The sequence below is a fragment of the Pseudomonas sp. NFACC46-3 genome, from assembly GCF_900114515.1.
Classification (GTDB): Bacteria; Pseudomonadota; Gammaproteobacteria; order Pseudomonadales; family Pseudomonadaceae; genus Aquipseudomonas; species Aquipseudomonas fluorescens_Q.
This window is the reverse complement of sequence record NZ_FOTH01000020.1, coordinates 57,732-74,756: the sequence shown is the minus strand read 5'-3', so window position 1 is coordinate 74,756 and position 17,025 is coordinate 57,732. Positions and strand designations below refer to the sequence as shown.

22 protein-coding genes are annotated in these 17,025 nt (G+C 62.2%); 5 read left to right on the top strand and 17 right to left on the bottom strand.

Features of this window, described 5'->3' with window-relative positions; all coding sequences use genetic code 11:
• Positions 1 to 151 precede the first annotated feature (151 nt).
• From thiS to trmB, 3 genes are read left to right on the top strand one after another with little or no spacing between them, the layout of a single operon-like run.
• Entirely contained in the window at positions 152 to 352 is a 201-nt protein-coding gene (gene thiS, locus BM300_RS19595) for a sulfur carrier protein ThiS (protein WP_018609493.1), read from the top strand.
• Between the two features lie 54 nt (positions 353 to 406).
• Positions 407 to 1,201: a thiazole synthase gene (locus tag BM300_RS19590; RefSeq protein ID WP_003177480.1), complete on the top strand. Its 795-nt coding sequence runs from the start codon at positions 407 to 409 to the stop codon at positions 1,199 to 1,201.
• 9 nt (positions 1,202 to 1,210) lie between these two features.
• Positions 1,211 to 1,936, top strand: a complete 726-nt coding sequence (gene trmB / locus BM300_RS19585; protein ID WP_018609495.1) for a tRNA (guanosine(46)-N7)-methyltransferase TrmB — start codon at positions 1,211 to 1,213, stop codon at positions 1,934 to 1,936.
• Between the two features lie 144 nt (positions 1,937 to 2,080).
• On the opposite strand, the gene BM300_RS19580 is transcribed toward trmB, so the two are convergent.
• The 10 genes from BM300_RS19580 to BM300_RS19535 form a co-directional block, all read right to left on the bottom strand.
• Complete coding sequence (locus BM300_RS19580; RefSeq protein ID WP_003177482.1) at positions 2,081 to 2,404, bottom strand: DUF3392 domain-containing protein; 324 nt, start codon at positions 2,402 to 2,404, stop codon at positions 2,081 to 2,083.
• Positions 2,405 to 2,425: 21 nt separating this feature from the next.
• On the bottom strand, positions 2,426 to 3,625 hold the full coding sequence (gene hemW, locus BM300_RS19575; protein WP_092463695.1) for a radical SAM family heme chaperone HemW: 1,200 nt from the start codon (positions 3,623 to 3,625) through the stop codon (positions 2,426 to 2,428).
• Complete coding sequence (rdgB, locus tag BM300_RS19570) at positions 3,622 to 4,218, bottom strand: RdgB/HAM1 family non-canonical purine NTP pyrophosphatase (protein ID WP_013694468.1); 597 nt, start codon at positions 4,216 to 4,218, stop codon at positions 3,622 to 3,624. Before rdgB ends, hemW begins: the two co-directional genes overlap by 4 nt.
• Positions 4,215 to 4,649 carry a DUF4426 domain-containing protein gene (locus BM300_RS19565; protein WP_092221403.1) on the bottom strand — a complete coding sequence of 145 codons (435 nt, stop codon included), beginning with the start codon at positions 4,647 to 4,649 and terminating at the stop codon, positions 4,215 to 4,217. The genes rdgB and BM300_RS19565 overlap by 4 nt, the downstream gene beginning before the upstream one ends.
• A gap of 25 nt (positions 4,650 to 4,674) precedes the next feature.
• The gene (metW, locus tag BM300_RS19560) at positions 4,675 to 5,295 is read right to left on the bottom strand and encodes a methionine biosynthesis protein MetW (RefSeq protein ID WP_003206492.1); all 621 of its coding nucleotides are present in this window, start codon (positions 5,293 to 5,295) and stop codon (positions 4,675 to 4,677) included.
• Between the two features lie 7 nt (positions 5,296 to 5,302).
• Positions 5,303 to 6,442 (bottom strand): homoserine O-succinyltransferase MetX, encoded by a 1,140-nt coding sequence (locus BM300_RS19555; RefSeq protein ID WP_063323960.1) that lies wholly within the window; start codon positions 6,440 to 6,442, stop codon positions 5,303 to 5,305.
• A gap of 262 nt (positions 6,443 to 6,704) precedes the next feature.
• Positions 6,705 to 6,998: a DUF167 domain-containing protein gene (locus BM300_RS19550; protein WP_092150072.1), complete on the bottom strand. Its 294-nt coding sequence runs from the start codon at positions 6,996 to 6,998 to the stop codon at positions 6,705 to 6,707.
• 5 nt (positions 6,999 to 7,003) lie between these two features.
• Positions 7,004 to 7,594, bottom strand: a complete 591-nt coding sequence (locus tag BM300_RS19545) for a YggT family protein (RefSeq protein ID WP_063323962.1) — start codon at positions 7,592 to 7,594, stop codon at positions 7,004 to 7,006.
• Between the two features lie 10 nt (positions 7,595 to 7,604).
• Entirely contained in the window at positions 7,605 to 8,423 is an 819-nt protein-coding gene (gene proC / locus BM300_RS19540) for a pyrroline-5-carboxylate reductase (protein ID WP_072346212.1), read from the bottom strand.
• Positions 8,424 to 8,458: 35 nt separating this feature from the next.
• Positions 8,459 to 9,145 carry a YggS family pyridoxal phosphate-dependent enzyme gene (locus BM300_RS19535; protein WP_063323964.1) on the bottom strand — a complete coding sequence of 229 codons (687 nt, stop codon included), beginning with the start codon at positions 9,143 to 9,145 and terminating at the stop codon, positions 8,459 to 8,461.
• A gap of 53 nt (positions 9,146 to 9,198) precedes the next feature.
• Here BM300_RS19535 and BM300_RS19530 point away from each other — a divergent pair, with 53 nt between their 5' ends.
• The gene (locus BM300_RS19530; protein ID WP_072346214.1) at positions 9,199 to 10,233 is read left to right on the top strand and encodes a type IV pilus twitching motility protein PilT; all 1,035 of its coding nucleotides are present in this window, start codon (positions 9,199 to 9,201) and stop codon (positions 10,231 to 10,233) included.
• A 183-nt stretch (positions 10,234 to 10,416) separates the two neighbouring features.
• Here the strand turns inward: BM300_RS19530 and BM300_RS19525 are convergent, their stop codons facing one another.
• A complete protein-coding gene (locus BM300_RS19525; protein ID WP_092463692.1) occupies positions 10,417 to 11,028 on the bottom strand; it encodes a C40 family peptidase in 612 nt (203 codons plus the stop codon).
• Positions 11,029 to 11,277: 249 nt separating this feature from the next.
• Between BM300_RS19525 and BM300_RS19520 the strand changes: the two genes are divergently transcribed.
• Complete coding sequence (locus BM300_RS19520; RefSeq protein ID WP_003206477.1) at positions 11,278 to 11,706, top strand: NINE protein; 429 nt, start codon at positions 11,278 to 11,280, stop codon at positions 11,704 to 11,706.
• A 123-nt stretch (positions 11,707 to 11,829) separates the two neighbouring features.
• On the opposite strand, the gene BM300_RS19515 is transcribed toward BM300_RS19520, so the two are convergent.
• From BM300_RS19515 to BM300_RS19490, 6 genes are all read right to left on the bottom strand, one after another.
• On the bottom strand, positions 11,830 to 13,101 hold the full coding sequence (locus tag BM300_RS19515; protein ID WP_072346220.1) for a dihydroorotase: 1,272 nt from the start codon (positions 13,099 to 13,101) through the stop codon (positions 11,830 to 11,832).
• Positions 13,098 to 14,102: an aspartate carbamoyltransferase catalytic subunit gene (locus BM300_RS19510; RefSeq protein ID WP_003177495.1), complete on the bottom strand. Its 1,005-nt coding sequence runs from the start codon at positions 14,100 to 14,102 to the stop codon at positions 13,098 to 13,100. The genes BM300_RS19515 and BM300_RS19510 overlap by 4 nt, the downstream gene beginning before the upstream one ends.
• A 24-nt stretch (positions 14,103 to 14,126) precedes the next feature.
• Positions 14,127 to 14,633, bottom strand: a complete 507-nt coding sequence (gene pyrR, locus BM300_RS19505) for a bifunctional pyr operon transcriptional regulator/uracil phosphoribosyltransferase PyrR (protein WP_003206474.1) — start codon at positions 14,631 to 14,633, stop codon at positions 14,127 to 14,129.
• Between the two features lie 85 nt (positions 14,634 to 14,718).
• Entirely contained in the window at positions 14,719 to 15,156 is a 438-nt protein-coding gene (gene ruvX / locus BM300_RS19500) for a Holliday junction resolvase RuvX (RefSeq protein WP_003177497.1), read from the bottom strand.
• Positions 15,156 to 15,725, bottom strand: coding sequence for a YqgE/AlgH family protein (locus tag BM300_RS19495; protein WP_003206472.1), 570 nt, complete (start codon positions 15,723 to 15,725; stop codon positions 15,156 to 15,158). Before BM300_RS19495 ends, ruvX begins: the two co-directional genes overlap by 1 nt.
• Before the next feature lie 138 nt (positions 15,726 to 15,863).
• Complete coding sequence (locus BM300_RS19490) at positions 15,864 to 17,003, bottom strand: RHS repeat-associated core domain-containing protein (protein ID WP_092345236.1); 1,140 nt, start codon at positions 17,001 to 17,003, stop codon at positions 15,864 to 15,866.
• Between the last annotated feature and the right edge of the window lie 22 nt (positions 17,004 to 17,025).

The window sequence follows — 17,025 nt, the reverse complement described above, 5'->3', positions numbered from 1 at the left end:
CGACACGGGTGGTTGAGGTGCGTCCTGAAAGCCGAGCCTTGCCGCCGGGCGGCTGGGCTGACCGGGCGGTCCATTTCATGACGAATGGCTTGGGTCCCCCAGACTGATCGGGCTAGAATGCCAGCCCCTAAAAATGATGGCGGCATCCGGCATGCGCATTCAGTTGAACGGCGAACCCCTTGATCTGCCCGACGGTGAAACCGTTGCGGCCCTGCTGACCCGTCTGGAACTCACCGGGCGTCGGGTGGCGGTGGAACTCAATCTGGATATCGTCCCGCGCAGCCAGCACGCCGAAACCACCTTGAACGACGGCGACAGCGTCGAAGTGGTCCACGCCATCGGCGGCGGCTAGTCGCCTCGGTTTCGCAGCCTTTCGCAAGAACCTCACCCCAACAGAGGATTTCCCATGAGCATCGTTCGTAGCGACAAGCCCTTCGTCCTGGCCGGTCGTACCTACCAGTCGCGCTTGCTGGTAGGCACCGGCAAATACCGCGACATGGAAGAAACCCGCCTGGCCATCGAAGCCTCGGGCGCCGAAATCGTGACCGTCGCCGTGCGCCGGACCAACATCGGCCAGAATCCGGGCGAACCGAACCTGCTGGATATCCTGCCGCCGGATCGCTACACGATCCTGCCGAACACCGCCGGCTGCTTCGATGCCATCGAGGCCGTGCGCACCTGCCGCCTGGCCCGTGAACTGCTCGACGGCCACAACCTGGTGAAGCTGGAAGTGCTGGCGGACCAGAAAACCCTGTTCCCCAACGTGATCGAAACCCTCAAGGCCGCCGAAACCCTGGTCAAGGAAGGTTTCGACGTGATGGTCTACACCAGCGATGACCCGATCATCGCCCGCCAGTTGGCGGAAATCGGCTGCATCGCGGTCATGCCGCTGGCCGGCCTGATCGGCACGGGCCTGGGGATCTGCAACCCGTACAACCTGCAGATCATCCTGGAAGAAGCCAAGATCCCGGTGCTGGTGGATGCCGGTGTCGGTACCGCCTCCGACGCCACCATCGCCATGGAGCTGGGCTGCGAAGCGGTGTTGATGAATTCCGCCATCGCCCACGCCCAGCAGCCGATCCTGATGGCCGAAGCGATGAAACACGCGATTGTCGCCGGTCGCCTGGCGTACCTGGCTGGCCGCATGCCGAAAAAACTTTACGCCAGCGCCTCCTCGCCGCTGGATGGTCTGATCAAGTAAGAGCCATTGATGACTGAATCGAACGACACGCCGGTCCTGCCGGAAGAAGGCGAAGAGCGCCAGCACCGCCGCATCAAGAGTTTCGTGATGCGCGCCGGGCGCATGACTGAAGGCCAGCAGCGCGGCCTGGAGCAGGGTGCGCCGCTGTTTGTCCTGCCGCTTGCCGATGCGCCGGTGGATTTTGACCAGGTGTTCGGCCGCTCGGCCCCGCGCTCGCTGGAAATCGGCTTCGGCATGGGGCATTCGTTGCTGGAAATGGCCGCCGCTTCGCCGGAGCAGGATTTCATCGGTGTGGAAGTCCACCGTCCCGGTGTCGGTGCGCTGCTCAACGGCGTGCTGACCCAAGGGCTGACCAACCTGCGGGTCTACGATTGCGACGCCATCGAAGTGCTCAACCGCTGCGTGGCCGACAACAGCCTCGACCGACTGATGCTGTTCTTTCCGGACCCTTGGCATAAAAGCCGTCACCACAAGCGCCGTATCGTCCAGGCGTCGTTCGCTGAGCTGGTGCGCAGCAAGTTGAAGGTCGGTGGTGTGCTGCACATGGCCACGGACTGGGAACCCTACGCCGAATACATGCTGGAAGTGATGAACGTCGCGCCGGGCTATCGCAACCTGGCCGAAGACGGCAAGTGCGTCCCGCGCCCGGCTGAACGGCCGATCACCAAGTTCGAGCGCCGTGGCGAGCGGCTGGGGCATGGGGTTTGGGATTTGAAGTTCGAGAAGTTGGCGTAAAACCCGAAGATCCTGTTGAAATGGGATCTCCTGTGGGAGCGAGCTTGCTCGCGATGGCGGCATAGCAGTCAACATTGATGTTGGATGTTATGGCCCCATCGCGAGCAAGCTCGCTCCCACAGTTGTTTTGTGGTGTCTGAGGGATCAGCGCCGATCCGCCACCACGCCAATCAACACCAGCACCACCAACAACACCGGCGCCAGGCTGTAGTTGTTGAACTGGCTCAAGCCCCGGACGACCCACGGCGTGGCATAGATCAGTGCCGCGCCGCTGCCGATCATGCACAGCAGGGCGATCAACGGTACGCGCAAGGCGCCGGCGATGCTGCCCAGGCGTTGCTCGACCCAGCCCTTGATGTCGGCACCAAACAACACCAGCAGGCAGCCTACCAAGGCCAGGGAGATTTCCGACAGGTTGCTGCGGCTCCAGCGGGACACGGTGGCGAGCAGGTCGAGTACCAGATCCATTCGATTTCCTTGTTTGGGTAATTAGCTCAAAAATGTCTGCAGCAAGTCGTTGAGAAACAGCTGTCCGCGCTCGGTGGCCGCCAGACGTGTCGGTTCGACCTGCAACAGCCCGCTTTGTTCGGCCTCGCGCCGGCCTTCGGCCAGGCTTTGCAGGGGCAGGCCGGTGCGCTGCGGAAATAGTTGCGCGTCAACGCCTTCGGTCAGGCGCAGGGCGTTCATCAGGAACTCGAACGGCAGCTCTTCGTTGGTCAGGGTTTTCTCCCCTGCCAGGAAGCGCTTGGCCGGGTTGAGATAGTCCTTGGGCAGGCGGGTCTTCCAGGTGCGTACGATGCGCCCGTCCGGATGGCTGAGCTTGCCGTGGGCTCCGGCACCGATGCCGATGAAGTCGCCGAAACTCCAATAATTGAGGTTATGCCGCGCCGCCTGACCGGGTTGGGCGTAGGCCGAGACTTCGTATTGAGCGTAGCCGTGCTCGGCCAACAGGGCTTGCCCGGCTTCCTGGATGTCCCACAGCGTGTCGTCTTCGGGCAAGGTCGGCGGCTGGTTCCAGAACACCGTGTTCGGCTCCAGCGTCAGTTGGTACCAGGACAGGTGGGTCGGCTTCAAGGCGATGGCTTGGCGCAGGTCGCCCAGGGCGTCGTCGAGGGACTGGTCGGGCAGGCCATGCATCAGGTCCAGGTTGAAGTTATCGAACCCGGCCTGACGGGCCATGCCGGCGGCGCGTACCGCTTCGTCACCGTTGTGGATCCGTCCCAGGGCCTCGAGCTTGGCCTGCTGGAAACTCTGGATGCCGATGGACAGGCGATTGATGCCCAAGGCCCGGTAAGCGACGAATTTTTCTTGCTCGAAGGTGCCGGGGTTGGCTTCCAGGGTGATTTCAATGTCCTGGGCGAAAGGTATCCGCGCCTCGACCCCCTTGAGCAACCGCCCCAGGGCTTGGGCGCTGAACAGGCTCGGGGTGCCGCCACCAAAAAAGATCGAGCTCAACGGGCGGCCATGGGCCGCATGCAGATCCTGGTCGAGGTCGGCCAGCAAGGCGTCGACATATTCCTCTTCCGGCAACTGCGGGCTGGCGGTGTGGGAGTTGAAGTCGCAATACGGGCATTTGCGCACGCACCACGGGATGTGGACGTACAACGCCAGGGGCGGCAGCACTGGCAGTGGCACCCGAGGTGTTGGTGCACCGCCGTGAATCAGCGGTGCGGGAGAATCAATGGTCATTGCAGGCCCAGGCGTTGACGCAGCAGGGCCATCGCACGGGCGCGGTGGCTCAGCTGGTTTTTTTCCACCGGGCCCAGTTCGGCGCTGGAGCAGTTGCGCTCCGGCACCCAGAACAACGGGTCATAGCCAAAACCGTGCTCGCCGCTGGCTTCGGTGAGAATGCGCCCGTGCCACAGGCCTTCGCAGAGGATCGGCAGCGGATCATCGGCATGGCGGACCAGGGCCAGCACACACACGAACTGCGCGCCGCGCTCGGCTTCGGGCACGTCCTTGAGGGCGTCGAGCAGCTTGGCGTTGTTCGCCGCGTCACCTTTGCCGTCAGCGTAACGGGCCGAGTAAATGCCTGGCGCGCCGCCCAGGAAGTCCACGGCCAGCCCGGAATCGTCGGCCAGCGCTGGCAGGCCCGAGATGCGTGCGGCATTGCGGGCCTTGAGGATGGCGTTCTCGACGAACGACAGGCCGGTTTCTTCCGGTTCCACCTGGCTGAACTCACCAATCGAGCGTAACTGCACCGACCCGCCGAGCATGGCCTGCAGTTCCTTGAGTTTGCCGGCGTTGTGGCTGGCCAGTACGAGTTGGGTGAAATTGATCATTGGCCCGGGAACAGTTCCTGGTTGAAGTTGATGGTGTTGATCTTGTCGCCGGTTTTCACCTTGATCTCGAAGGTGCGGGTTTCCTGTTGGTCCACTGGATACTGGGCGATGTAATAGATCGCGCCTCGTTCGGTGATCTGGCGGAAGGAGAGGGGGACTGTCTTGCTGGTCAGGTCCTTCACCGTGCCGCTGACGTCGGCGATCAATGGCTTGCCGCTTTTGATCACCGAGACATTGATCACGCCTTGGTTCTTGCTGCGAATCAGCTCGGCAGCCTTGGCGATATCCGGTGTCAGGAAGGTGGAGTTGAAGGTGTTGTAGTGCACGGTGATATCACCGAACACTTCCTTGCGCTCGCCCTTGATGACATCGGCGGCCATGGCGCCAACGCTCAGGCAAGCGGTGATGAGAAACAACGCTAGACGGTTCATGTCGTGCTCCTGGTGAGGCCGGGGCTCACACCGCGACCTGATAATCGGTAAGGCCTGGGCTGCTGACCCGATAGATGCCTATTTCACCTAACAGATTAGGCCATAGCTTGCTGGCCCACCCGTGGCGGTGCTGCTGGTCCACGGCCAGGCGATCGATGACCTTGGCTTCACGCTCGCGGCACAGCGCTTCGAAATCCTCGAAGGTGCAGAAGTGGATGTTCGGCGTGTTGTACCAGGTGTAGGGCAGGAACTCCGAGACCGGCATGCGGCCCTTGCTCGCCAGGTACCAGCGGCAACGCCAGTGGCCGAAGTTGGGAAAGGTGATGATGCACTGGCGCCCAACCCGCAGCATTTCGTCGAGGATCTTGTCCGGGTAGTGCACCGCTTGCAGGGCTTGGGTCATGACCACGATGTCGAAGCTATTGCTGGCAAAGTTGCCCAGGCCCTTGTCCAGGTCCTGCTCGATCACGTTGATGCCCTTGGCGACGCACTCGGCAATGTTGTCCGGGTCGTTTTCCAGGCCGTAGCCGCTGACTTGCTTGTTGTCCCGCAGCCAGGTCAGCAGTTCGCCGTTGCCGCAGCCCAGGTCGAGCACGCGGCTGCCGGCGGGGATCCATTCCTGGATGATTTCCAGATCGGCTCTCATGGCATCCTCACAGCGTTATACGGTTCATGTAGTTGCCGAACGCCTGCAGGTAGCGCGGGATCGGGATCAAAAAGGCGTCGTGACCCTGGGGCGCGTCGATTTCCAGGTAGCAGACGTCCTTGCGCGCGGCCATCAGCGCGTCCACCAGCTCCCGCGAGCGCGCCGGGGAGAAGCGCCAGTCGGTGGTGAACGACATCACGCAGAACTTGGCGGTGGCATTGGCGAAGGTTTTCGCCAGGTTATCGTCGAAGTTCGCTGCCGGATCGAAGTAGTCCAGTGCCTTGGTCATCAACAGGTAGGTGTTGGCGTCGAAACGCCCGGAGAACTCTTCACCCTGATAACGCAGGTAGCTCTCGACCTGGAACTCGACGCTGTGGAAGTCGTAGTTGAGCTTTTCGCTCTTGAGGCCACGGCCGAATTTCTCGCCCATGGAGTCGTCGGACAGGTAGGTGATGTGCCCGACCATCCGCGCCAGCATCAGCCCGCGCTTGGGGATCACGCCGTGTTCCTGGAACGAGCCGCCGTGGAATTCGGGGTCGGTGAGGATCGCCTGGCGCGCCACTTCGTTGAAGGCGATGTTCTGCGCCGACAGCTTGGGCGCCGAGGCGATTGCCAGGCAGTGGCGCACGCGGTCCGGGTAGGTGATGGTCCACTGCAAAGCTTGCATGCCCCCCAGGCTGCCGCCGATCACGGCGGCCCACTGGCCGATCCCGAGGCGGTCGGCCAGGCGTGCCTGGCTGTGGACCCAGTCTTCCACGGTCAGCACCGGGAAGTCGGCACCGAAAGGTTTGCCGGTGTCCGGGTTGAGGCTGCTGGGGCCGGTGGAGCCGTTGCAGCCGCCCAGGTTATTCAGGCTGACCACGAAGAACTTGCTGGTATCGATGGGCTTGCCCGGGCCGATGCAGCTGTCCCACCAGCCGGGCTTGCGGTCGTCGACGCTGTGGTAGCCGGCGGCGTGGTGATGCCCCGACAAGGCGTGGCAAATCAGCACGGCATTGCTCGCCGTGGCATTGAGGGTGCCGTAGGTTTCGTAGATCAGGTCATAGGCTGGCAACGAACGGCCGCAGGCCAGGGCCAGGGGCTCGCTGAAATGCGCCATTTGCGGCGTCACCAGACCAACGGAATCGGGGGGAAAGGCAGCTGGCATCGACCCTGCTCGCGTTGAAATGAGGCGTAAGTCTAAAGACCGCTGTGGCAGGCGGCAAGCAACGGGCGGCGCTGATTGTTCCTTGAGTGAAAACCCTGTGCCGGATGAGTTTCCTTGTGGCGAGGGAGCTTGCTCCCGCTGGGGCGCGAAGCGGCCCTATCAGGCCGATGTCCCGTACCATAGGTAATAGCGCGTTGCCTGGTTGGGGGCTGCTTCGCAGCCCAGCGGGAGCAAGCTCCCTCGCCACAGGGTTGGTCATTCATCAGGTGGGCCGGACGAGGCCCGGCAACTCCGGCAGCTTCTTCGGCGAATGAATCCGCACCCGCTTCTGCCGGTTCAACTCGCCACTGATCAGGCTGACCTGGCTCTTGGACACGCCAAACGCCTTGGCCAGGAACGCCATCAGGTACGCGTTGGCCTTGCCCTCGACCGGCGGGGCGGTGAGGCGGATCTTCAGGCGGTCACCGTGCAGCCCGGCGAAATCATCGCTGCGGGCGGCCGGTTGCAGGTGACACTCCAGGATCAGGTCGTCGCCATCCCAGCGAAAGTAGCTCACTGGGGTCAGATCAGCAGGCGCAGGATTTCCGGCATCATGGTGATCGCCGCCAGGTTGTTGATCACCAGCATGTCGATCAGCTTGAGCACCATGAACGCCAGGATCGGCGAGATATCCAGGCCGCCAAGGTTCGGCACGATACGACGGAACGGCGCCAGGGCCGGTTCGCAGATCTGGTTGACCAGTTCGGCACCTGGGTTATGGCTGCCCGGCGCGACCCACGACAGGATCACGCTGATGATCATGGCGAAGAAGAAAATCTTCAGGAACAGCGCGGTCACGCCAATGAGCGACCAGATCAGCAGTTGCAACGGGTTGCCGGTGGTGCCGTAGGTCAGCAGCAGGGTCAGGGCCATCAGCGCCAGTTGCACCAGGATCGCCAGTACCAGCGAGGACATGTCCAGGCCGAACACGCTTGGGATGATCCGGCGCAGTGGCTTGAGCAGCGGCTGGGTGGCCTTGACGATGAACTGGCAGAGCGGGTTGTAGAAGTTCGCGCGCACCAGTTGCAGCACGAAACGCAGCAGCACGATCAGCAGGTACAGGCTGCCGAGGGTTTGCAGCACGTAGACCGCTGCAGTGTTCAATCCAATCATGAATAACTCCTTATTGGCCCAGTTGTTCGGCCATTTCGGCCGAGCGGTGCGCGGCGGCGCCGAGTGCTTTTTCCACCAGGGCTTCGAAGCCCCCGGCCTGGAACGATTTGATGGCCGCTTCGGTGGTGCCGGCCGGCGAGGTCACGCGGCGGCGCAGCTCGGCCGCGTCGACGTCGCTGGAGACAGCCATGTGTGCGGCGCCTAGTGCGGTCTGCAAGGTCAGTTGGGCAGCGGTTTCCCGGGGCAGGCCGAGTTTCTCACCGGCGGCGGTCATGGCTTCGATCAGCAGGAAAAAGTACGCCGGGCCCGAGCCGGAGACGGCGGTGACGGCGTCCAATTGCTGTTCGGTGTCCAGCCACAGTGCCAGGCCGACAGCCGACAGCAGTTCCTCGGCCTGCTGGCGTTGTGCGGCGGACACTTGGGAAGTAGCGAACAGGCCGCTGACGCCCTGGCGCAGCAGTGCCGGGGTGTTGGGCATGCAGCGTACGATCGGCTGCTCGCCGAGCCAGTTGTTCATGCTGGCGCACGTGATGCCGGCGGCAATCGACACCACCAGTTGATGAGGCTTGAGGCTTGGGCGCAGGGCCGCGCAGACGGTTTTCATCGCTTGCGGCTTGACCGCCAGCACGATGACGTCCGCGCCGTCGATGGCCTGGGCGTTGTCGGCGAAGGTTTGGATGCCGTGTTCGCGGCTCACCCGGTTGCGGGTCTCTTCACCCGGATCGCTGGCGCGGATCAGGGAAGCGTCCAGGCCCTTGGCCCGCAGGCCGCCGATCAGGCTGGCGGCCATATTGCCGGCGCCGATGAAGGCAATACGCGTGTTGCTCATGACAGGTCCTTATAAAGAGATGAGTCGGCCATGTTTCAGGATTGACCGTAGTCGCGGGCGCCGAACAGGGCCGTTCCGATGCGCACCCAGGTGGCGCCTTGGGCAATCGCTGACTCAAGGTCGTGGCTCATGCCCATGGAAAGGGTGTCCAGCGGTAGCGCCAGGCTGGCTTGCAAGCGTTGGACCGCGGCGAAGGCAGCATCCTGGGCGGCGCGGTCTTCGGTGGGTTCGGGAATCGCCATCAATCCGCGCAGTTTCAGGCGGGGCAGGGCGCTGATAGCGCTGGCCAGGGCGGGCAGGTCCGCTGGGGTGCAGCCGGATTTGCTGGCTTCACCGCTGACGTTGACCTGAATGCAGATGTTCAGCGGTGGCAAGTCGGCCGGACGCTGCTCGGACAGACGCTGTGCAATTTTCAAGCGATCCACGGAATGCACCCAGTCGAAATGTTCGGCGATAGCGCGCGTCTTGTTCGATTGAATGGGGCCGATGAAGTGCCAGATCAAGGGCAGGTCGGTCAGTTCGAGCTGTTTGCCCAAGGCTTCTTGCAGGTAGTTCTCGCCGAAGTCCCGCAGGCCGGCGGCATAGGCTTCGCGCAGGGCCTGGACGGGCTTGGTCTTGCTCACGGCCAGCAGCTGAACACTGTGTTCGGCACGCTGGGCGGCCTGCTCCGCAGCGCGGATGCGCGAACTAACCTGAGCGATGTTGTCTGCTATCGTGGACATAAAGAAGCGCCAGCGGTGAGGTTCGCGGCATTCTACTGGAATTGAGGAGCGCTATGGATATCACTGAGTTACTGGCGTTCAGCGCCAAGCAGGGCGCGTCGGACCTGCACCTGTCCGCCGGGCTGCCACCGATGATCCGCGTCGATGGCGATGTCAGGCGCATCAACCTGCCGGCATTGGACCACAAGCAGGTTCATGAACTGATCTACGACATCATGAACGACCGGCAACGGGTAGATTACGAAAAGTTTCTGGAGACCGATTTTTCCTTCGATGTGCCGGGCGTGGCGCGGTTCCGGGTCAACGCCTTCAACCAGAATCGCGGTGCGGGGGCCGTGTTTCGGACCATTCCGTCGAAAGTCCTGACCATGGAAGACCTGGGGATGGGCGAGGTATTTCGCAAAGTGACCGAGGCGCCTCGCGGACTGGTGTTGGTGACCGGGCCGACCGGTTCAGGCAAGTCCACCACATTGGCGGCCATGATCGATTACTTGAACAGCCACAAGCACCATCACATCCTCACCATCGAAGACCCTATCGAATTCGTTCACGAACCGCGCAAATGCCTGATCAACCAGCGTGAGGTGCACCGCGACACCCAGGGTTTCTCCACGGCCCTGCGTTCGGCCCTGCGGGAGGACCCGGACGTGATCCTGGTGGGGGAGATGCGCGACCTGGAGACCATTCGCCTGGCGCTGACAGCCGCGGAAACCGGGCACCTGGTGTTTGGCACCCTGCACACCACATCGGCGGCCAAGACCATTGACCGGGTGGTGGACGTGTTCCCCGGCGACGAGAAGTCCATGGTTCGTTCGATGCTGTCGGAATCACTGCAGGCGGTGATTTCCCAGACGCTGGTCAAGAAGATCGGCGGCGGCCGGATCGCGGCGCATGAAATCATGCTGGGCACCTCGGCCATTCGGAACCTGATCCGTGAAGACAAGGTGGCGCAGATGTACTCGGCCATCCAGACGGGGGGTTCGCTGGGAATGCAGACTCTGGATATGTGCCTGAAGGAACTGGTGAACAAAGGCTTGATCAGCCGCGAACATGCGCGGGAGCGGGCGCGTACGCCGGATAATTTCTGAGGCGGGGAAACGGTCAGTAAGGCCTGATACGGTCCCTGTGGCGAGGGAGCTTGCTCCCGCTGGGCCGCGAAGCGGACCCAAAATAATTGGGTCCACAGAGATCATGGGTCTGTTTTGGGGCGGCTGCGCCACCCAGCGGGAGCAAGCTCCCTCGCCACAGGGGGGGCCGGTGAGCGCTTCAGATCAGCGCTGAACCACGCGCATCCCACCCGGCTCTTTCGGCAGCACGCGCTTGGCCACCACGTAATGGGTGTTCCAGTACGGTTTGTTCAAGGTGTCGATGCTCACCGACTTGCCACGGCGCGGGGCGTGGATGAAGCGGTCGTTGCCCAGGTAGATGGCCACGTGGTTGACCCGGCGGCTCTTGAGCTTGAAGAAGATCAGGTCACCGGGCTTGAGGTCCTTGCGCTCGACTTTCTCGCCATGACCGGCGGCCATGGCGTTGGAGGTGCGCGGCAGGTCGAAGGTGGCGTCGTTGAAGGCGTATTTCACCAGTCCGCTGCAATCGAAACCTTTACTTGGGCTACTGCCGCCCCAACGATAAGGTGTGCCCAGTACATTCACGGCGCGACTCAACACATTGCTGCTCGCTTTGGTCGCCATCGGCGGGACCAGCTTGCTGTTGGTCGTGCTCACGCGCTGGGCGCTTGGCTTGTCCTTGCTCAAGGAGGCAGAGACATGGGATTTCGGGGTATAGCCGTTGACGTTGGGAAGACGTTGCTCACGATTGGTGGCGTGGGCGGCCAGTGGCAATAATAGGCAAATGGTTAGCCATGTCTTGAAAAATGGACGCATTAGGCAAGGCTCTTAAAGGTTGGCGCGCAACTTTATAACAGCTTTTTTTGCCATTCCGAGGCCGTTTGTCGATTCGAAACGCAGCGAAAAACCCGGCGAAATGCGACAAGTTGACCTGATTGTCCGACAGAACCCCTATATCACGGGGCTTTCGCCGGTTCGAATCGCCCAGGACCGCTTGTCGGCTGGACACGAAAAAGTCACAAAAACTCCGAAAAAATTTATCTATCGAGGCAAAAGAGGCCATTCATGAACAGCTATCAGCAGGACGCAATCCGCGATACCCACAGCAAAGTCATTGGGTATCTGCTGTGGATTTTCGGTTTTACCGGCGCCCACCGTTTCTATTACGGCAAGCCGGTCACGGGCACGATCTGGTTCTTCACCTTCGGCCTGCTGGGCATTGGTTGGCTGATCGACCTGTTCCTGATCCCGGCCATGGATCGCGAAGCGGACCTGCGGTTTACCCCGGGGCCTATCGAGTACAGCGTGGCGTGGATTCTGCTGACGTTTCTCGGGGTGCTGGGTGTACACCGCATGTACCAGGGCAAATGGCTCAGCGGGATCCTTTACTTGCTGACTGGCGGGGTATTTTTCCTGGGGGTGCTATATGACTTCTGGACGCTGAATGATCAGGTGTCGATCCGTAATGCGCAGAAGCGTGGGGCTTTTCAGTAAGACCTGGTCGCCTGCATCGCGAGCAAGCTCGCTCCCACACTGGATTGAGGTGTTCACACATCATGTGTTCACCAAAGATCCACCTGTGGGAGCGAGCTTGCTCGCGATAGGTGCGGCGCGGTATCAGGCCTGGTGAGTAATCCGCCCATCCATCAGGGTGTAACGCACCGCACCCGGCAGGCTATGGCCGATGAACGGGCAGTTGTCACCCTTGGAGCGCCAGGCTTCCCCGGCCACGGTGGACGCGGCGGGGTCGAACAGCACCAGGTCCGCCGCGGCGCCCACCGCCAGTTTCCCCGCCGGCAATTGCAGCGCCTGGGCCGGGCCGTCGCTCAGGCGTGCCAGCAGGGTCGGCAGGTCCAGCAAGCCGTCTTCCACCAGCGTCAGGGCTAGCGGTAGCAGCAGTTCGACACTGCTGATGCCCGGCTCGGTGGCGCCGAACGGTGCCAGCTTGGCATCGCGCTCATGGGGTTGGTGGTGGCTGGAGATGGCCGAGATCACCCCGGATTTCACCGCCTCGCGCAGGCCATCGCGGTCGGCGCGGGTGCGCAGTGGCGGCTGGACGTGGTAGACGCTGTTGAAATCGATCAGCGCTTCGTCAGTCAGGATCAACTGGTACAGCGCCACATCGGCGGTCACCGGCAAGCCGCGGGCCTGGGCCTGGGCGATCAGTGCCGCACCGCGAGCACTGGTCAGTTGGCTGAAGTGGGCGCGTACGCCGCTTTGCTCGACCAACAGCAGGTCCCGGGCCAGGGCCACGGTTTCGGCGGTTTCCGGGATGCCCGGCAGGCCGAGGAAACTGGCGGTCGGGCCTTCGTGGGCCAGGCCACCTTCGGCCAGGTCGTGGTCCTGGGAGTTGAAGATCACCGTCAGGCCGAAGGTCGCCGCGTATTCCAGGGCACGGCACAGGGTACGGGTGTTGCGGAAACTGTTCAGGCCGTTGCCGAACGCCACGCACCCGGCGTCGCGCAGGGCGATGAGTTCGGCCAGTTGCTCGCCGTCCAGGCCCTTGCTCAGTGCGCCAATCGGGAAGACCTTGGTGTTGCCGGCCTCGCGGGCACGGTCGAGGATCAGTTCGGCGACGGCCGAGGTGTCCAGCACCGGTTTGGTCTGCGGCGGACAGCACAGGCTGGTCACGCCCCCGGCGGCGGCGGCCCGGGTTTCGCTGACGATGCTGCCTTTGCGGCTGTAGCCCGGTTCGCGCAGGGCGACGTTCAGGTCCACCAGGCCAGGGGCGGCCACCAGGCCATGGGCGTCGAGGACCTCGACGGCCACGAAGCCGACCGGAGCGGCGCCCAGGGCGACGATCTTGCAGGCATCGATATGGATATCAGTCACTTGATCCAGGCCACTGGCTGGATCGATCACGCGTGCGCCGAGAATGCTGAGCTTCACTGGGCGTTCTCCTGGTCGAATTGGCGCTGGGCCGTTTGCCCGCTCATGGCCATGGACAGCACGGCCATGCGGATGGCGATGCCGTAGGTCACCTGGTTGAGGATCACTGAGTGTGGCCCGTCAGCCACCGCTGATTCGATTTCCACGCCGCGGTTGATCGGTCCCGGGTGCATGACGATGGCGTCCGGCTTGGCCCCGGCCAAACGGGCGGTGGTCAGGCCGAACAGGCGGTAGAACTCGCCTTCGCTGGGCAGCAAGCCGCCGGTCATGCGTTCGCGTTGCAGGCGCAGCATGATCACCACGTCCACATCCTTGAGGCCTTCGGTCATGTCGGTGTAGACCTTCACGCCGTATTGCTCGACGCCGATGGGCAGCAGGGTCTTCGGCGCGATCACGCGGATGTCCGGGCAGCCGAGGGTCTTGAGGGCCAGCATGTTCGAACGGGCCACCCGCGAGTGCAGGATGTCGCCGACGATGGCCACCGACAGGTTTTCGAAGCTGCCCTTGTGTCGACGGATGGTCAGCATGTCCAGCATGCCCTGGGTCGGGTGGGCGTGACGGCCGTCGCCGCCGTTGATGATCGCCACCTGTGGGCAGACGTGCTCGGCAATGAAGTGCGCGGCGCCGGAATCACCGTGGCGCACGACGAACATGTCGGCGGCCATGGCTTCGAGGTTGCGCAGGGTGTCGAGCAGGGTTTCGCCCTTGCTCGCCGAGGACGTGGACACGTTCAAGGTGATCACGTCCGCCGACAGCCGCTGGGCCGCCAGCTCGAAGGTGGTGCGGGTGCGGGTGGAGTTTTCGAAGAACACGTTGCACACGGTCTTGCCGCGCAGCAACGGGACTTTCTTCACCGCCCGGGCACCCACTTCGAGGAAGGAGTCGGCAGTGTCGAGGATTTCCGTCAGCAGCTCGCGGCGCAGGCCGTCGAGGGACAGGAAGTGCCGCAGCTGGCCCTGATCGTTGAGCTGCAGCGGGCGCTTGGTTTCGAGAGGCGTCATCGCGATGGACTCTTACAAGGGCAGTTAAAGGGCAAGGTCTTGCAGTTCGAGTTGCAGTGGCGACGGCCCGGAGAGCTTGACCCGCTCATGGGCGGCCAGCGTCAGCGTCGCGCCGACCACGTTCGGCCGGATCGGCAGCTCGGCGGCGTCCAGGTCCAGCAGGCACACCAGCGTCACGCTGGCCGGGCGGCCGTAGTCGAACAGTTCGTTCATGGCGGCGCGGATGGTCCGGCCGCTCATCAGCACATCGTCGATCAGCACCAGGTGCTGACCTTCGATCTCGAACGGCAGGGCCGAGGGGCGCACTTGCGGGTGCAGGCCGTTCTGGCTGAAGTCGTCGCGGTAGAAGGACACGTCCAGGGTGCCCAGTGGTGATTGGCTGCCCAGTGCTTCGAGCAAGGCCTGGGCGACCCAGACACCCCCGGTGCGAATGCCGATGTAGCGCGGGTCGCTGATGCCGCGGTGTTCCAGGTGTGCCTTGAGACGAATCGCCATCTGGCTGATCAGTTCGGCAGGATTGGGCAGGCTCATGCTGGCTCCTTCAGGTTCCCGCGCCGGTGGTGAGCGGCGCGGCTTATCGCTAAAAGAAAGCGCCTTGGCGGCGCTTTGTAAAAAATCAGGTTTCGAACAGGGCGGCGTTGGCGTCGAGCCAGCCTTGCAACAGCAGGGCGGCGGCGATGGCGTCCACCGGGTTGTCGCGGTAACTGCCTTTCTGCCCACCGCGCACCAGGCGCTCGCCCTTGGCCTCGAAGGTGGTCAGGCGTTCGTCATGGGTATAGAAGGGCAGGTTGTAGCGACCGTTGAGCCGGCGGGCGAATTTTTCGGCGCGCAGGCACATGTCGCTGGGCGTACCGTCCATATTCAGCGGCAGGCCGACCACCACGGCGTCGGGTTTCCACTCCTTGATCAGCGCTTCGACCTGGTTCCAGTCCGGAACGCCATTCTGTGCCTTCAAGGTGCACAGCTCACGGGCCTGGCCGGTAATGACCTGGCCGACCGCGACGCCGATCTGTTTGGTGCCGTAATCGAAGCCCAGCAGCAAGCGCAGCGCCATCAGGCGTGTCCTGCCTGGCTGGTGAGCAGGCTGAGGTTGACCCCCAGCCGGCTGGCCGCCGCTTCCAGGCGCAGTTCGCTGCTGGTGTTGAACAGGATATCGGCGTCGAACGGGCAGGTCAGCCAGGCGTTGTCGGCCAGTTCGGCTTCCAGTTGCCCGGGTTCCCAACCGGCATAGCCGAGGGCGATCAGGCTTTTCTCCGGGCCGACGCCGTCGGCGATGGCGAACAGCACGTCCTGGGAGGTGGACAGTGACACCCCGTCCAGGTCCACGGTGGCCTGGTATTTGGGGCCCGACGGGTGGAGCACGAAACCGCGGTCAGTCTGCACCGGGCCGCCGATGAAAATCGGCACGTGCTGGCACAAGAGTGGCGGTTCGACCTCGGGGCGCAACTGCTCCAGGATGTCCGCCAGGTTCAATTCCTGCGGGCGATTGATTACCAGCCCCATGGCCCCATTGGCCGTGTGCTCGACGATGTAGGTCAAGGTGTGGGCAAAATTCGGATCGGCCATGTGCGGCATGGCAATCAGGAAGTGATGCTTGAGGTAGGTGGGGCTGACGTTTTTCATAGGCGCTAGTGTGGCGCTGGGCGGGGCGGCTGACAAGCGGTGTCAGCGACATGGCCGGCAAGCATTGCGCGGGCCGGTAGGCTCCGCCTTGTCGAGCTGACAAGGGCGTGCGCCTCGAAGGAATGTGTTTTATAGACGTTAACCTCGTTGTCGAGGACCGCGCACTTTATTTCTCAGCTCATGCAGCTGATTGAACCTCTTCACCGCTTCATCGTAGGGGACGCGATCTGGAGTTGATAGGTTTTGGGCTATCCACTCAATGTCTTGTGCGCTGACGTCCTTAATCATGGAACTGGTTGTTTCAGGAGAATCTAGGAGATCTTGGAGTTGCAAGGACCATGTTGTTGCAGGTTGGCGTGGCTGGTCTTTTACTAGATGTGACTGTAGACGATAGACTTTGCCTTTTACCCAGTTGTCAGAGCCCTTGTAGTTGCTGTATTTGAGTCTAGTCGCTTCAATCTGCGAAATAATTTCCTCCTGCATTGGCAAAGAAAATTTTTTAAGTTGGTCCCCATATGCCCGATGGGTTAAAAAAAATTTATTCGCGGCTAAATTCTGAAGAGATATTCCTCGGTGGGCACTCTCCAAGGCGCCGGGTATACCTTCGTTAATAAGCTTCTGTAGTTGTTCATCTGTGGATGTTTTATATGTGCGGAATGTGCGGATTGTATTTGTAGTGGCACGATTGATTTTCTTGCTTAAAAAATGAAGTTTAATTTTCCTGAAAGGAATTCTCATTATCCATTTTACTGGTAAATGACCATTATCATCCCTCCTGTTTATTGGGTCTCCCAGGCAGTAGGCATAGCTGTTCAAGATACCCGGCCTGAAGGGGCTCCAGCTGTCCGGGCTGTTGAAGCGCATCAGCACTGGGTTGAAAGCCCGGTAGCCATTGCCCAGTAGATAATGGCCCGTTATGGGATCCGGGCGTTCGCCGTTGAAACCGAGCAGGCTCAGCAGGCCGTTTTGCGCAGGGCGATGACCATAGGCCGAATAGGCCACGGGGTTGCGTTCACCCGCGCTGTCGAGCGTGTGCAGGATCGAGCGCTGCTGGTCGGTTGCCAACAGGCGCGTCTCGCCTGGCTGGCTCTGTTGAGCCAGGAGCAAGTCTGCTTGCTGGACCAGTGAATACCGCAGGGCGCCCTGGATTTCGGTGGCCAGGCGGTGCCGACAGTAGAAGCGCTGCAGGTCGGGTTGGCCTGGCACCTGCTGGCCGACCAGTTTGTCCAAGGGGTCGTAGTGATAGCGACAAAGCAATTGCTTTTCAACAGTCGACATGACGTACACCTGGGTTGGCATC

Bases quoted from the DNA above. Each gene is read 5' to 3' on its own strand.
- thiS (WP_018609493.1), top strand. From the start codon at position 152: ATGCGCATTCAGTTGAACGGCGAACCCCTTGATCTGCCCGACGGTGAA.
- BM300_RS19590 (WP_003177480.1), top strand. From the start codon at position 407: ATGAGCATCGTTCGTAGCGACAAGCCCTTCGTCCTGGCCGGTCGTACC.
- trmB (WP_018609495.1), top strand. From the start codon at position 1,211: ATGACTGAATCGAACGACACGCCGGTCCTGCCGGAAGAAGGCGAAGAG.
- BM300_RS19580 (WP_003177482.1), bottom strand. From the start codon at position 2,404: ATGGATCTGGTACTCGACCTGCTCGCCACCGTGTCCCGCTGGAGCCGC.
- hemW (WP_092463695.1), bottom strand. From the start codon at position 3,625: ATGACCATTGATTCTCCCGCACCGCTGATTCACGGCGGTGCACCAACA.
- rdgB (WP_013694468.1), bottom strand. From the start codon at position 4,218: ATGATCAATTTCACCCAACTCGTACTGGCCAGCCACAACGCCGGCAAA.
- BM300_RS19565 (WP_092221403.1), bottom strand. From the start codon at position 4,649: ATGAACCGTCTAGCGTTGTTTCTCATCACCGCTTGCCTGAGCGTTGGC.
- metW (WP_003206492.1), bottom strand. From the start codon at position 5,295: ATGAGAGCCGATCTGGAAATCATCCAGGAATGGATCCCCGCCGGCAGC.
- BM300_RS19555 (WP_063323960.1), bottom strand. From the start codon at position 6,442: ATGCCAGCTGCCTTTCCCCCCGATTCCGTTGGTCTGGTGACGCCGCAA.
- BM300_RS19545 (WP_063323962.1), bottom strand. From the start codon at position 7,594: ATGATTGGATTGAACACTGCAGCGGTCTACGTGCTGCAAACCCTCGGC.
- proC (WP_072346212.1), bottom strand. From the start codon at position 8,423: ATGAGCAACACGCGTATTGCCTTCATCGGCGCCGGCAATATGGCCGCC.
- BM300_RS19535 (WP_063323964.1), bottom strand. From the start codon at position 9,145: ATGTCCACGATAGCAGACAACATCGCTCAGGTTAGTTCGCGCATCCGC.
- BM300_RS19530 (WP_072346214.1), top strand. From the start codon at position 9,199: ATGGATATCACTGAGTTACTGGCGTTCAGCGCCAAGCAGGGCGCGTCG.
- BM300_RS19525 (WP_092463692.1), bottom strand. From the start codon at position 11,028: ATGCGTCCATTTTTCAAGACATGGCTAACCATTTGCCTATTATTGCCA.
- BM300_RS19520 (WP_003206477.1), top strand. From the start codon at position 11,278: ATGAACAGCTATCAGCAGGACGCAATCCGCGATACCCACAGCAAAGTC.
- BM300_RS19510 (WP_003177495.1), bottom strand. From the start codon at position 14,102: ATGACGCCTCTCGAAACCAAGCGCCCGCTGCAGCTCAACGATCAGGGC.
- pyrR (WP_003206474.1), bottom strand. From the start codon at position 14,633: ATGAGCCTGCCCAATCCTGCCGAACTGATCAGCCAGATGGCGATTCGT.
- ruvX (WP_003177497.1), bottom strand. From the start codon at position 15,156: ATGGCGCTGCGCTTGCTGCTGGGCTTCGATTACGGCACCAAACAGATC.
- BM300_RS19495 (WP_003206472.1), bottom strand. From the start codon at position 15,725: ATGAAAAACGTCAGCCCCACCTACCTCAAGCATCACTTCCTGATTGCC.
- BM300_RS19490 (WP_092345236.1), bottom strand. From the start codon at position 17,003: ATGTCGACTGTTGAAAAGCAATTGCTTTGTCGCTATCACTACGACCCC.